Origin of the sequence: Limnohabitans sp. JirII-29, from assembly GCF_003063395.1 — a bacterium.
GTDB lineage: Bacteria > Pseudomonadota > Gammaproteobacteria > Burkholderiales > Burkholderiaceae_C > Limnohabitans.
This window is the reverse complement of the sequence record NZ_NESB01000005.1, coordinates 190,478-202,702: the sequence shown is the minus strand read 5'-3', so window position 1 is coordinate 202,702 and position 12,225 is coordinate 190,478. Positions and strand designations below refer to the sequence as shown.

General features: G+C 52.9%; 13 protein-coding genes. 9 read left to right on the top strand and 4 right to left on the bottom strand.

Translation table 11 applies throughout. The features are described from left to right. Positions 1 to 147 precede the first annotated feature (147 nt). Entirely contained in the window at positions 148 to 555 is a 408-nt protein-coding gene (locus tag B9Z39_RS10275) for a heme-binding protein (protein WP_100144210.1), read from the top strand. Positions 556 to 564: 9 nt separating this feature from the next. Here B9Z39_RS10275 and B9Z39_RS10270 read toward each other — a convergent pair whose 3' ends face one another. Continuing rightward, on the bottom strand, positions 565 to 1,386 hold the full coding sequence (locus tag B9Z39_RS10270; RefSeq protein WP_100144212.1) for a pyruvate, water dikinase regulatory protein: 822 nt from the start codon (positions 1,384 to 1,386) through the stop codon (positions 565 to 567). A gap of 134 nt (positions 1,387 to 1,520) precedes the next feature. On the opposite strand from B9Z39_RS10270, the gene ppsA reads away from it, so the two are divergent. From ppsA to dnaB, 8 genes are all read left to right on the top strand, one after another. Beyond that, positions 1,521 to 3,911 carry a phosphoenolpyruvate synthase gene (gene ppsA / locus B9Z39_RS10265; RefSeq protein ID WP_108301641.1) on the top strand — a complete coding sequence of 797 codons (2,391 nt, stop codon included), beginning with the start codon at positions 1,521 to 1,523 and terminating at the stop codon, positions 3,909 to 3,911. A gap of 82 nt (positions 3,912 to 3,993) precedes the next feature. After that, positions 3,994 to 4,257 carry a hypothetical protein gene (locus tag B9Z39_RS16985; RefSeq protein ID WP_100144216.1) on the top strand — a complete coding sequence of 88 codons (264 nt, stop codon included), beginning with the start codon at positions 3,994 to 3,996 and terminating at the stop codon, positions 4,255 to 4,257. After that, positions 4,247 to 6,241 (top strand): VC_2705 family sodium/solute symporter, encoded by a 1,995-nt coding sequence (locus B9Z39_RS10255; RefSeq protein WP_158269489.1) that lies wholly within the window; start codon positions 4,247 to 4,249, stop codon positions 6,239 to 6,241. Before B9Z39_RS16985 ends, B9Z39_RS10255 begins: the two co-directional genes overlap by 11 nt. A 72-nt stretch (positions 6,242 to 6,313) precedes the next feature. Beyond that, entirely contained in the window at positions 6,314 to 6,679 is a 366-nt protein-coding gene (gene rpsF / locus B9Z39_RS10250) for a 30S ribosomal protein S6 (protein WP_100144219.1), read from the top strand. Between the two features lie 14 nt (positions 6,680 to 6,693). Next, the gene (priB, locus tag B9Z39_RS10245; protein WP_108301639.1) at positions 6,694 to 6,993 is read left to right on the top strand and encodes a primosomal replication protein N; all 300 of its coding nucleotides are present in this window, start codon (positions 6,694 to 6,696) and stop codon (positions 6,991 to 6,993) included. A gap of 12 nt (positions 6,994 to 7,005) precedes the next feature. Then, the gene (rpsR, locus tag B9Z39_RS10240) at positions 7,006 to 7,287 is read left to right on the top strand and encodes a 30S ribosomal protein S18 (protein WP_100144223.1); all 282 of its coding nucleotides are present in this window, start codon (positions 7,006 to 7,008) and stop codon (positions 7,285 to 7,287) included. 12 nt (positions 7,288 to 7,299) lie between these two features. Beyond that, positions 7,300 to 7,752 (top strand): 50S ribosomal protein L9, encoded by a 453-nt coding sequence (rplI, locus tag B9Z39_RS10235; protein WP_108301638.1) that lies wholly within the window; start codon positions 7,300 to 7,302, stop codon positions 7,750 to 7,752. Between the two features lie 140 nt (positions 7,753 to 7,892). Beyond that, positions 7,893 to 9,302 carry a replicative DNA helicase gene (dnaB, locus tag B9Z39_RS10230; RefSeq protein WP_100144227.1) on the top strand — a complete coding sequence of 470 codons (1,410 nt, stop codon included), beginning with the start codon at positions 7,893 to 7,895 and terminating at the stop codon, positions 9,300 to 9,302. Between the two features lie 3 nt (positions 9,303 to 9,305). On the opposite strand, the gene B9Z39_RS10225 is transcribed toward dnaB, so the two are convergent. From B9Z39_RS10225 to B9Z39_RS10215, 3 genes are all read right to left on the bottom strand, one after another. Next, a complete protein-coding gene (locus B9Z39_RS10225; protein WP_108301637.1) occupies positions 9,306 to 11,006 on the bottom strand; it encodes a PhoH family protein in 1,701 nt (566 codons plus the stop codon). 161 nt (positions 11,007 to 11,167) lie between these two features. After that, the gene (locus B9Z39_RS10220; RefSeq protein WP_100144231.1) at positions 11,168 to 11,647 is read right to left on the bottom strand and encodes a peroxiredoxin; all 480 of its coding nucleotides are present in this window, start codon (positions 11,645 to 11,647) and stop codon (positions 11,168 to 11,170) included. Positions 11,648 to 11,787: 140 nt separating this feature from the next. Continuing rightward, positions 11,788 to 12,171, bottom strand: coding sequence for an Mth938-like domain-containing protein (locus B9Z39_RS10215; protein WP_108301636.1), 384 nt, complete (start codon positions 12,169 to 12,171; stop codon positions 11,788 to 11,790). Positions 12,172 to 12,225: the final 54 nt, after the last annotated feature.

Here is a 12,225-nt window from a genome sequence, read left to right as displayed (position 1 = left end):
TGCAGATGGGCTGCATTTTAGGGCTGTGTGGCAGAAATCAAGGACTCCCTACTTTTTTGCAGGGTTCTTTTGTGTTGTGTGCAGGTAAGCAATAAGCAACGAGCAAGTATGCTCTGCGCCTGTCATTCAACCTTGATACTTAGACCCATGAAAATCAAACACGTTCTCGAATCTGTCGATATCAAAGCCATTGCCGCTGCTGCAGAAGCAGAAGCGCTTAAAAATAACTGGGCCGTGACCATTGCCATCGTGGACGATGGCGGTCATTTGCTGGCTTTGCAGCGCTTGGATGGCGCCCCTCCTTTTTCTGCCCACATGGCCCCAGCCAAAGCCAATACGGCGGCGTTGGGCCGTCGTGAAAGCAAGATTTACGAAGATGTGATCAATGGTGGGCGCGTGGCATTTTTGAGCGCACCAGATTTGAATGGCATGCTCGAAGGCGGTGTGCCGATCATGAAAGACGGCCAATGCATCGGTGCGGTGGGTGTGAGTGGCGTCAAATCTAACGAAGACGCACAAATCGCCAAGGCGGGTATTGCCGCCATTGGCTTGTAACACGGCGTTTCAATAAATCAGCCGTTCAGGACTGATTTCTTGCAGGATGGTGGTGGCGATCTCTTCGATGCTTTTATGGGTCGTGGAGAGCCACCGAATGCCTGCTCTGCGCATCATGGCTTCGGCCTCGGACACTTCGGCGCGGCAATTGACCAAACTGGCGTACTTGGAGTGAGGACGTCGTTCATTACGAATTTCGCTCAGGCGCTCGGGTTGAATCGTCAAGCCGAAGATTTTTTTCTTGTGTGGCATCAACGCCGGTGGCAGCTGACGGCGTTCAAAGTCTTCGGGGATCAACGGGTAATTGGCAGCCTTGAGTCCGTATTGCATGGCCAAGTACAGGCTGGTAGGCGTTTTCCCGCTGCGGCTCACGCCTACCAAGATCACATCGGATGACTCCAAATCCCGATTGAGCTGCCCATCGTCATGTGACAGACTGAAGTTGATCGCCTCAATGCGGTCGTGGTATTCCTTACTTTTGCTGACATCTGAAAACCGACCAATGCGGTGGTTGGAGGTGATGCCAAGTTCTTGTTCCAAAGGATTCACGAAGGTGCCAAACATATCGAGCAACATGCCTTTGCAGCCTTCGGTGATGACGTTGAGGACTTCCATATTCACCAGCGTGGTAAAGACTATTGGCTTGCGCCCCTCCACCTCGGCTGTGTGGTTGATTTGACGCACTGCTTGGTGGGCTTTATCGACCGAGTCCACAAAAGGCAGACGGACATGGCGAAATTTCAGTTCAAACTGCGCCAAGATGGCATTTCCAAATGTTTCGGCGGTGATGCCGGTGCCATCTGAGACGAAAAAAACGGTGGGGTTTGGCATGAAAACTTTCTGTGTTGGCGACCTACAATGAGCCATTATCCAAATTTAGCCATGTGCCAAGCCAACCCCTTCCAAGAATTACAAGGTTGCAGCCGCTGCATGGCCTCGTCGGTTTTAACTTCTGGAGCTTTCCCATGTCTGCACTTTTCAGCCCGACCGCCCTGGTCGTACCGTTTGAAAACCTGAGAATGACCGACGTCGAGTCGGTAGGCGGTAAAAACGCCAGTCTCGGCGAGATGATCTCGCAACTCCCCTCAGGGGTTCGTGTGCCTACAGGCTTTGCCACCACGGCGCACGCCTTCCGTGAGTTTTTGCAATACGACGGGTTGACTGAGCGGATCAATGCCCGGTTGGATGCCTTAGATACCGATGATGTGCGCGCTTTGGCCGAAGCCGGGGCAGAAATTCGCGCGATGGTGGAAGCACAACCTTTTCCCGCAGATTTGGAAAAAGCCATTCGCGACGCTTTTGCCACCCTGTCTGCAGGTAACGCAGACGCAACTTTTGCGGTGCGCTCATCAGCCACAGCCGAAGATTTGCCTGATGCCTCTTTTGCAGGGCAGCAAGAAACCTTCTTGAACGTGCATGGCATTGAGGATGTGCTGCACAAGATGAAAGAGGTGTTTGCCTCGCTCTACAACGACCGCGCCATCAGCTATCGCGTGCACAAAGGTTTTGCCCATGCGGATGTGGCTTTGTCGGCAGGGGTGCAACGCATGGTGCGCTCAGACCTGGGTGCAGCAGGCGTGATGTTCACCATTGACACCGAGTCTGGTTTTGAAGATGTGGTGTTCATCACGTCAAGCTATGGCTTGGGTGAAACCGTGGTCCAGGGAGCCGTCAATCCTGATGAGTTTTATGTTCACAAGCCTATGCTCAAGGCGGGCAAGCGTGCGGTGATTCGTCGCAATTTGGGCTCTAAGTTGATCCAGATGGAATTCACCACGCCGGAAGAGAAAAAAGCTTCTGGCAAACTTGTCAAAACCACCGATGTGCCCACGGAATTACGCAACCGTTATTCCTTAACAGATGCGGACGTCGAGCAGCTCGCGCACTATGCTTTGGTGATTGAACAGCACTATGGCTGTCCGATGGACATCGAATGGGGCAAAGATGGCACCGATGGCCAGCTCTATATCTTGCAGGCCCGCCCAGAAACGGTGAAGAGCCAGCAAAAGGGCCAGTCCGAATTTCGCTACAAACTCAAAGGTCATGGCACGGTGCTGGCCGAAGGGCGTGCGATTGGTCAAAAAATTGGCACGGGCCCCGTGCGCTTGGTATACAACATCAGCGAGATGGACAAAGTTCAAGCAGGCGATATCTTGGTGACGGATATGACAGACCCCAACTGGGAGCCCGTGATGAAGCGTGCCAGCGCTATCGTGACCAACCGTGGTGGTCGTACGTGCCATGCAGCCATCATTGCGCGTGAGTTGGGTATTCCTGCGGTGGTGGGCTGTGGCGATGCCACCGAGCGCCTCAAGGATGGCACGTTGGTCACGGTCAGTTGTGCGGAGGGGGATACTGGCTTTATCTATGACGGTTTGCTAGAAACCGAAGTGACCGAAGTTCAGCGCGGCACCATGCCTGACATCAAGACCAAGATCATGATGAACGTCGGTAATCCGCAGTTGGCCTTTGATTTCTGTCAGTTGCCTAACGAAGGTGTGGGCCTGGCACGTCTGGAGTTCATCATCAACAACAATATCGGTGTGCACCCCAAAGCGATTTTGGATTACCCCAATGTGGATGCAGATTTGAAAAAAGCTGTTGAATCTGTGGCACGCGGACACGCCTCTCCCCGCGCTTTTTATGTCGACAAGGTGGCCGAAGGTGTGGCGACCATCGCTGCGGCTTTTTGGCCCAAGCCCGTGATCGTGCGTTTGTCTGATTTCAAATCCAACGAGTACCGCAAGCTGATTGGCGGTAGCCGCTACGAGCCCGAAGAGGAGAACCCCATGTTGGGTTTCCGTGGCGCAGCACGTTACATCAGCGAAGATTTTGGTGAGGCGTTTGCAATGGAGTGCGAGGCCATGAAACGTGTGCGCCAAGATATGGGCTTGAGCAACGTGCAGGTGATGGTGCCTTTTGTGCGCACGCTCAAGCAAGCCGAGCGAGTCACCCAGTTGTTGGCAGATCACGGCTTGAAGCGCGGAGAGAACGAGCTCAAAGTCATCATGATGTGCGAGGTGCCGAGCAATGCCATCTTGGCTGATGAGTTCTTGCAGTATTTCGATGGCTTTTCCATTGGTTCTAACGATTTGACCCAGCTCACGTTAGGCCTGGATCGCGATTCAGGCTTGGAGTTGTTGGCGGCAGACTTTGATGAGCGCGATCCAGCAGTGAAGGCTTTGCTCACTCGCGCCATCAGTGCCTGTCTGGCACATGGCAAGTACGTGGGGATTTGCGGCCAGGGCCCCAGCGATCACCCCGATTTCGCACATTGGTTGGCAGATCAGGGCATCAGCTCGATTTCACTCAACCCTGACAGCGTGATTGAGACTTGGAAGTCGTTGGCTAAGTAGGCCTGCCTGTGACCTAGACGAGACGCACCTCAGGGCAATCCTGAGGTGCGTCTTGCTTTTTAACTGTTACAAATCAACTGTGATGCATCAGCAAATCCAAGCCTCTGCCGACGACCTCGATGTGCCAACCCATGAAGTGGCTGCACCTGAGGGCTTACGTCATCGCACGCGAGTTGGCCTGTGCTTGTTGGTTTTGATCACCGTCGTTGCGCTCGCTGTGGCGTGGTGTTGGCCTGAGCGCACAGCGCTGCACTTCTGGCTGGTCGCGCAAGCATTGCCGGTTTTTTATGCAGTCTTGGCATGGTGGTGGGCGCGTGAACCTGTGGAGGCTGAGCATGGGCTTTAGACCTTGGCGGTGGCGTCTGGTCTTGGCGGGATTGATGGGGGTGACCGTCTTGTCGCTAGGTCTTTGGCTGGCGGACTTGCTGGGGGTCTCTAAATCCCTGATCAATGGATTCTTTTTGGTGGTGTCGATCATTGGTTATGCCGTGATTGGCATGTTTTGTCGTACCGGTAACCCAGAAGAGTATTACGTGGCTGGACGTCGCGTCAGTGCGCCGTTCAATGGTATGGCCACCGCAGCAGATTGGATGTCTGCTGCCTCGTTTATCGGGTTGACTGGGCTGTTGCTTTCTGATGGTTTTGTAGGGGATGGACACCATGCGGGGGGCTTGGCCTATGTCTTGGGGTGGACCGGGGGTTTTTGTCTTTTGGGGTTTTTGTTTGCTGCGAAACTGAATGCCTCATCTGCCATCACTATTCCTGACTTTTTAGGCCAACGGTTCCAGAGTCCGTCCGTTCGGTGGTTGGCTGCATGGGGTGCCATTTTGTGCTCCAGTATTTATCTGATTGCACAGATTTATGGCATCGGTTTGGTGGCTTCCATGCTGTCTGGGCTGACGTTTGAATTAGGCGTTTTCTTGGCATTGGGTGGGATTTTGCTGTGTTCTTTTCTGGGGGGCATGCGCGCGGTCACCTGGACCCAGGTGGTGCAGTGCGTGGTCATCGTGGCATCGATGCTGGCTTTGGGCGTTGCTGTGTCGTGGAAAACGCAGGGGCACCCTGTGTTGGCTGTGGCGGCGGCGCAGTCATTGCAAACCATTGAGCGTCGAGCCAAAGAGATTGAGGCTGATCCAGCAGAGCAGCGCACACGGCAGGCGATTGCTTTGCGAATTCGTGATCTAGATTCAAAAATCGCCGATCCCGTGGCTACACGCACCATTGAGCGTCAAGTCATTGCTCGACAAATTGCGCGGGCTAAAGCGGATAACGCGCCTTTACGCGAGATTCAAGCTTTGGAAGCCAATCCAGCTTGGCGAGAGGTCGGGGTCGAGCGTTTGACGCAAGCGTGGTGGACCGAGCGTGAGCAATTGATACAAACACTCAATCGTCCAGTGGGTTTTCAAGCGCCCGATCTGTCTGGCTTGAATCAAGGATGGGTGAACACGGTTGCGCTGGTGTTTTGTTTGATGGTGGGGACTGCGGCACTGCCTCATGTGCTGGTTCGTTCCTATACGGCATCAAGTCCTACGCAAGCCCAGCGTTCGGTAGTTTGGGCGCTGTTTTTTATCGTAGTGGTGTATCTGTGTGCTTCGGCGTTGGCGGTTCTGATCAAGTCGTTTGTCTTGACGGAATTGGTGGGGGTGAATTTAGACCAATTGCCGGATTGGGCTGATCGACTCAAATTGCGCAAACTGGCCTTGCTCACTGTTCAAGACTACAACCACGATGGCATTGTGCAGTTTTCAGACGTTCGTTTGTTCAACGACTACGTGGTGTTGGCAGTGCCGGAGATTGCACGTTTATCCCCGGTTTTTACAGGCCTGATTGCCGCCGGTGCATTGGCTGCTGCGTTGTCTACCGCAGACGGTCTTTTGTTAACCATCTCTAATGCTTTGGCGCAAGACTTGTACTTCCAAACAGCCGCGCCACAAGCCCCAGCATTGCGACGTGTGATGTTGTCAAAAATTTTGCTAATGGTGGTGGCATTGCTGGCGGCGTGGTTTGCTACCAATCGACCTGTCAACATTTTGTTTTGGATTACCTGTGCTTTTTCGTTGGCGGCATCCACCTTTTTCCCCGTCTTGCTGCTAGGGCTATATTGGCCCGCAATGAACCGTGTGGGGGCCATCGCAGCGATGGCGTCGGGCTTGGGGGTTTCTTTTTACTACATCGTCTCTAATCACCCCTGGGTCCAGATGAGGCTGCAGCTGAGCCCTCAGGACACAATTTGGTGGGGCTTGGATCCAACTTGTGCGGCCGTTTTTGGTGTTCCGATGGGGTTGTTTTTGGGGTACGTCTTCAGTCAATCCTCTGCTTCGAAAAATTGACTATAATGATGGGCTTTCCCTTGCTACACCACGTCTGACGCCGTGGGTGGCTTTAACCCTCAAGGAGTGTCCATGCGTCATTACGAAATCATTTTGTTGATCCATCCGGATCAAAGCGAGCAAGTCCCAGCCATGCTGGAGCGTTACAAAGGCATGATCACCGCAGGTGGTGGTGCTATTCACCGCATGGAAGACTGGGGCCGTCGCCAGCTGTCTTACATGATCAACAAGTTGGCCAAAGCCCACTATATTTGTTTGAACATTGAAGCTGACCAAGCTGTGATGTCTGAACTTGAGCATGCGTTCAAGTTCAACGACGCAGTGTTGCGCCACCTGACCGTTTTGAAGAAGAAAGCTGATACAGCGCCTTCTTCAATGATGAAAACGGTAGAGCGCGAAGAGGCTCGCAAAGCGCAACAAGCCGAATTCTCGGCCTAAGTTTTTGCGTTTTATTGCAAGGTGTGAATCACATTGTTTTGAACGCTTGCATCGCAGAGGTTTCGGCCTTGCGGTACACCCCAGCAGGGTTGCCAGCGCTTGATTTGAGACTCGAACATGAGTCTGATATCGAAGAAGCGGGGCAGCAGCGCCAAGTCAAAGCAAGTGTCAAAACCGTCGCCGTGGGAAATCTTGCTGCGCAGTTGGCTCAGCAACCTCTTGGCAGTGTTTGGCAGTTCACGGGCTTCTTAGCCTCACCACGCAATAGCAAAAACGTCATCCTTCACATTCAGAATTTTCAGCAAATTTCATAGAAAGCCCAGATCATGGCTACGTTCAAGAAATTCAACAAAGACAAGCGCCCCAAGCGCAACACGCAATCTCTGCTGTTCAAGCGCAAGCGCTTTTGCCGCTTCACCGTCACTGGCGTGGAAGAGATTGACTACAAAGATGTCGACACTTTGCGTGACTTCATCGCCGAAAACGGCAAAATCATCCCCGCTCGTCTGACCGGCACCCGTGCCATTTACCAGCGTCAGCTCAACACGGCCATCAAGCGTGCACGCTTTCTTGCCATGTTGCCCTACAGCGACCAGCACAAAATTTAAGGAGAAACGACCATGCAAATTATTCTGCTCGACAAGGTCGTGAACCTCGGCAACCTGGGCGAAATCGTCAAGGTGAAAGATGGCTACGCACGTAACTTTTTGATTCCTTCTGGCCGCGCCCGTCGCGCCACAGAAACCGCTATCAAAGAATTCGAAGTACGCCGTGCCGAACTCGAAAAAGTGGCTGCTGAAAAGCTGGCTGCTGCACAAGCTCAAGGCGAAAAGTTGGGTGGTACAACCATCAAGCTGAGCCAAAAAGCTGGTGTGGATGGTCGCTTGTTTGGTTCTGTCACCAATTTCGACATTGCTGAAGAACTCAATAAGAGCGGTTATGCCGTGGTTAAAGCCCAAGTGCGTATGCCCAATGGCCCGATCAAAGTGGTCGGTGACAGCACGGTCAGCGTGGCCTTGCACACCGATGTGGTGGTTGATATCACCGTGTCTGTGTACGGCGAAACAGCCTAAGTTTCTGCTACCCAGTCAAAAGCCGCTCCTTGGAGCGGCTTTTTCTTTTGATTTCCCCAAATAACCCACGCCTTATCCACAGGGTTATCCGATGACTTGGGTGGTCTCTGGGCTTAGGATGTCGTATTCACAGGAACCTTATGTCTGCTGTTTTATCTGGTCTTGAAGAAGGCTTCTCTGGCGATAAACAAATCGCTCAACTGCGCATTCCTCCGCACTCCATTGAGGCTGAATCCAGTGTGTTGGGCGGCTTGTTACTCGACAATGGTGCCTGGGACCGGGTGGGGGACTTGTTGGTCGATGGTGACTTCTACCGTTACGAGCACCGACAGGTGTATGCAGCTATTGGTGCATTGGTCAACGCCAGCCGGCCCGCTGACGTGATCACGGTGTACGAACATTTACAGGCGCTGGGCAAGGCTGAGGAAATAGGAGGCTTGGGCTACTTGAATGCCTTGGCTCAGTATGTGCCTAGTGCCAGCAATATCCGTCGTTATGCCGAGATCGTGCGAGAGCGTTCGATATTGCGCAAATTGGTGAGTGCAAGCGATGAAATCGCCACCAACGCGTTCAATACCCAAGGTCGTGCGGTGGCTCAAATCCTAGATGAGGCCGAGCAAAAAATCTTCAATATTGGCGAAGAAGGCTCGCGCATGAAGCAAGGCTTTCAAGCCATGCCGCAGTTGGTGGTTGATTTGTTGGACCGTGTGCAGGAAATGGCCGACAACCAGAATGACATCACTGGCGTTCCCACTGGATTCTTCGACTTTGATCGTATGACTTCTGGTTTACAACCTGGTGATCTGATTGTGTTGGCTGCACGTCCGTCCATGGGTAAAACGGCTTTGGCGATCAACATTGCCGAGCATGTGGCCTTGAACGAAGGTTTGCCTGTGGCTGTGTTCTCGATGGAGATGGGTGCCTCACAGCTGGCAGTGCGTATTGTTGGCTCCATCGGTCGTATCGACCAAGGCCATTTACGCACGGGCAAGTTGAGTGATGACGAATGGCCGCGCCTGACAGAAGCCATTGAGAAACTGCGTAATGTTTCATTGCACATTGACGAAACGCCTGGTTTGACTCCTAGCGAGTTGCGCGCCAATGCACGTCGCCTGGCACGTCAATGTGGCAAGTTAGGCTTGATCGTGGTGGACTATTTGCAATTGATGAGTGGTTCCAACAGTAGCGGTGGCGACAACCGTGCAACTGAAATCGGTGAAATTTCACGCGGCTTAAAAATGCTCGCCAAAGAATTGCAATGCCCCGTGATTGCTTTGTCTCAGTTGAACCGAAGCGTGGAGCAACGTACAGATAAGCGTCCCATGATGAGTGACTTGCGTGAGTCAGGCGCCATTGAGCAAGATGCAGACGTGATCATGTTCATTTACCGTGACGACTACTACAACAAAGAGTCCAAAGAGCCGGGTGTAGCAGAAGTCATCATTGGCAAACAACGTAACGGCCCAACAGGAACCGTGAAGCTGGCTTTCTTGAAGCCGCTGACCAAGTTCGAGAGCTTGGCCAGTGGGTACAACAACGGCGATTTCTAATTTTTAGAGTACATCGCTGGCGTAATCTGCCAGTCGTGAGCGTTCGCCACGTGCCAGGGTGATATGGCCTCCGTGTGGCCAACCTTTGAATCGATCCACAGCATAGGTCAAGCCTGAAGAGCCTTCGCTCAAGTAAGGCGTATCGATTTGGGCCAGGTTGCCCATGCACACAATTTTGGTACCTGGTCCCGCACGTGTGATGAGAGTTTTCATTTGCTTGGGTGTCAAGTTTTGCGCTTCGTCAATGATCAGATACTTGTTCAGAAAAGTACGACCGCGCATGAAGTTGAGACTTTTGATCTTGATGCGGCTACGAATCAATTCGCTGGTGGCCGCACGGCCCCATTCGCCAGCACTCGTCTCGGTCTTGGCCAAAACTTCTAAGTTGTCATCGAGTGCGCCCATCCAAGGGCCCATCTTCTCTTCTTCTGTGCCTGGTAAAAAGCCGATGTCCTCTCCCACACTCACTGTGGCGCGGGTCATGATGATTTCGGTGTAGCGACGCTCATCCAATACCTGCGTTAAGCCTGCGGCCAAAGCCATCAAGGTTTTTCCTGTGCCTGCTGTACCGGTAAGGGTCACGAAGTCAATTTCGTGATCGGTGAGCAAGTTCATGGCGAAGTTTTGTTCGCGGTTGCGTGTGGTGACACCCCACACTGCATTTTTGAGGTGATTGAAATCTTTGAGAGTTTTCAGTACCACCGTTTTTCCGCGAATTTCAGTCACGCGGGCATACAAACTGGGTTCGCCCGGGGCTTCGAAATACACGAACTGGTTGATGTGCAACTCAGGCACGATAGGGCCGCTCAGACGGTAGAAGGTTTGACTGCCGCTCTGCCAGCTCTCTACCGATTTGGCGTGTTTGATCCAAAAGTCAGGCGGTAAGGCCAAAGCACCAGAGTACAACAAGTCGCCGTCTTCTAGCGTCTTGTCGTTTTGATAGTCTTCTGCGGCCAAACCCAACGCACGTGCTTTGACACGCATGTTGATGTCTTTGGAGACCAGAACTACTTCGCGCGGTGCGTATTGCACACGCAAGGCGTCGACGACTCCCAGAATTTGGTTGTCGGCCTTTCCTTGTGGCAGGCTGGCAGGCAGGTTGAAATCCAGTGCCTGGGTTTGGAAGAATAGTCGTCCACCGACTTGGCGATGGCCTGTGCTGTCGAGTTTTAAACCTGTTGCAATGTCGGCACCATGGGTTGCAACCAGAGCATCCAAGGTTCGGCTTGTTTGGCGTGCGTTACGCGCCACCTCGGTCATTCCCTTCTTGTTGCTGTCGAGCTCTTCCAACACGATCATCGGCAAAAAGATGTCGTGCTCTTCGAAGTTGAACAGGCACATCGGGTCGTGCATCAACACATTGGTGTCAAGTACGAATAATTTGCTCGGGCCAGTGCGTTTGGCTTTCTTCGGGGCCGCAATGACCTCAGAGGCTGCACGCTCAGCATAGCGGCGACGATCTTGTTGGCGAGGTTTGCTGCTGTGGCGAATAGTTTCTGCAGGTTCTACGCTTGAAACATCTTCTGCCGTGACGCCACCGGTCGTGCGATCGAATGCTTCGATGGAAGATGTTGTGGTTGATGCACTTTCTGTCTCGTCGTAGTGCGCCACAGAACGTCGCAATGCGCGAGGCTTTGCGGAGGCGTCCAGTGCTTCGGTGTTCAGTAAGGCAGCGCGTTTGGTGGGGGCGGGAGGCAGTGGCATGTGGAGATCGGAGAGAGGGTTAAAACACAAGCATGAGGCTTAAAAAGCGCAAAAGCCGCCTGGAGGCCAAGGCGGCTTTTGTGGGTGAAACGTGTTCGCTTCTTTCAACATCATGGGGCCACTATACCTGAGCCCTATGACATTTGGTGAATCGGCTCGGTTCAGCCACCTGCCTTTTTCAGTGCCTTGACCGCTTTGAGCACATCGTCCACATGGCCAGGGACTTTCAATCCGCGCCATTCTTCTTTCAGCAAGCCATCGGCGCCAATCAGGAATGTGCTGCGTTCAATGCCTTTGACTTTTTTACCATACATGATTTTATTTTTGACCACGCCAAACATGTGGCACATCTTTTCTTCTGTATCGGCGATCAACTCGAAGGGCAGTTCAAGCTTTGTTTTGAAATCGTCATGTGACTTCATGTTGTCTCGTGACACGCCAAACACAACAGCTCCGGCCTTGACGAAGTCTTTGTATTTGTCACGAAATTGCATCGCTTCGGTCGTGCAGCCAGGCGTGTTGTCTTTTGGGTAAAAGTACAGCACCAGCATGTTGCCCGTGTGCGAGTTGTTAGACACCTTGATGCCACCTGTGGCATTGGCTTCAAATTCGGGAAGGGGTTTGTTGACAACAATTGCCATAGCGCTTCAATCAGGTGTGACAGTAAAGACGGCCGATGGAGTGGGGCAACTGTCTAGACGCCCCCAGCGGCAACCCATTATTTTAACTTGAAATCAAAGGGGCAGACAGATCGGGCCTCGATGTGTAGGTAATGCCTCACTCAGTCGCTGTTTTGACCTTCAATCAACAGTGCGGCGGCCACCTTGCGGCCTTCGCCCGCCAAGATGTTGTAGGTGCGGCAGGCTGCTTGGGTGTCCATTGTTTCGACGCCAATGCGCTTTTGCATCAAGCCTTGCATCCAGGCGGGTGACGCAAACCGCAGCAGCTTGCCGCTGCCGAATATCACGAACTCGACATCAAGCTCTGCCAGTTGTGCGAAATGTGAAGGGCCGAGGTCTTGAAAGTGTTCACAACCCCAATCAAACTGGGTGCCGTTGGATGCGATGACTACGCTGTGGTGAGTTTTTTCCCCTTGAATGGCGACCCATCCAGGGCCGTAGCCGGTGACAGATGGCACATCAAAGCGATCGGGTTGCAGTTTCATGGGCGGTTTGTCAATGTGTCGGTCTGAGAGGCGGGGTGTTCTGTGGTCAAATTA

What these genes read in the sequence shown, in the direction of transcription:
- dnaB (WP_100144227.1), top strand. Translation starts at nt 7,893, where the DNA reads ATGTCTGCTGTTTTATCTGGTCTTGAAGAAGGCTTCTCTGGCGATAAA.
- rplI (WP_108301638.1), top strand. Translation starts at nt 7,300, where the DNA reads ATGCAAATTATTCTGCTCGACAAGGTCGTGAACCTCGGCAACCTGGGC.
- B9Z39_RS10255 (WP_158269489.1), top strand. Translation starts at nt 4,247, where the DNA reads ATGGGCTTTAGACCTTGGCGGTGGCGTCTGGTCTTGGCGGGATTGATG.
- B9Z39_RS10225 (WP_108301637.1), bottom strand. Translation starts at nt 11,006, where the DNA reads ATGCCACTGCCTCCCGCCCCCACCAAACGCGCTGCCTTACTGAACACC.
- B9Z39_RS10215 (WP_108301636.1), bottom strand. Translation starts at nt 12,171, where the DNA reads ATGAAACTGCAACCCGATCGCTTTGATGTGCCATCTGTCACCGGCTAC.
- ppsA (WP_108301641.1), top strand. Translation starts at nt 1,521, where the DNA reads ATGTCTGCACTTTTCAGCCCGACCGCCCTGGTCGTACCGTTTGAAAAC.
- rpsF (WP_100144219.1), top strand. Translation starts at nt 6,314, where the DNA reads ATGCGTCATTACGAAATCATTTTGTTGATCCATCCGGATCAAAGCGAG.
- B9Z39_RS10270 (WP_100144212.1), bottom strand. Translation starts at nt 1,386, where the DNA reads ATGCCAAACCCCACCGTTTTTTTCGTCTCAGATGGCACCGGCATCACC.
- B9Z39_RS16985 (WP_100144216.1), top strand. Translation starts at nt 3,994, where the DNA reads ATGCATCAGCAAATCCAAGCCTCTGCCGACGACCTCGATGTGCCAACC.
- rpsR (WP_100144223.1), top strand. Translation starts at nt 7,006, where the DNA reads ATGGCTACGTTCAAGAAATTCAACAAAGACAAGCGCCCCAAGCGCAAC.
- B9Z39_RS10275 (WP_100144210.1), top strand. Translation starts at nt 148, where the DNA reads ATGAAAATCAAACACGTTCTCGAATCTGTCGATATCAAAGCCATTGCC.
- B9Z39_RS10220 (WP_100144231.1), bottom strand. Translation starts at nt 11,647, where the DNA reads ATGGCAATTGTTGTCAACAAACCCCTTCCCGAATTTGAAGCCAATGCC.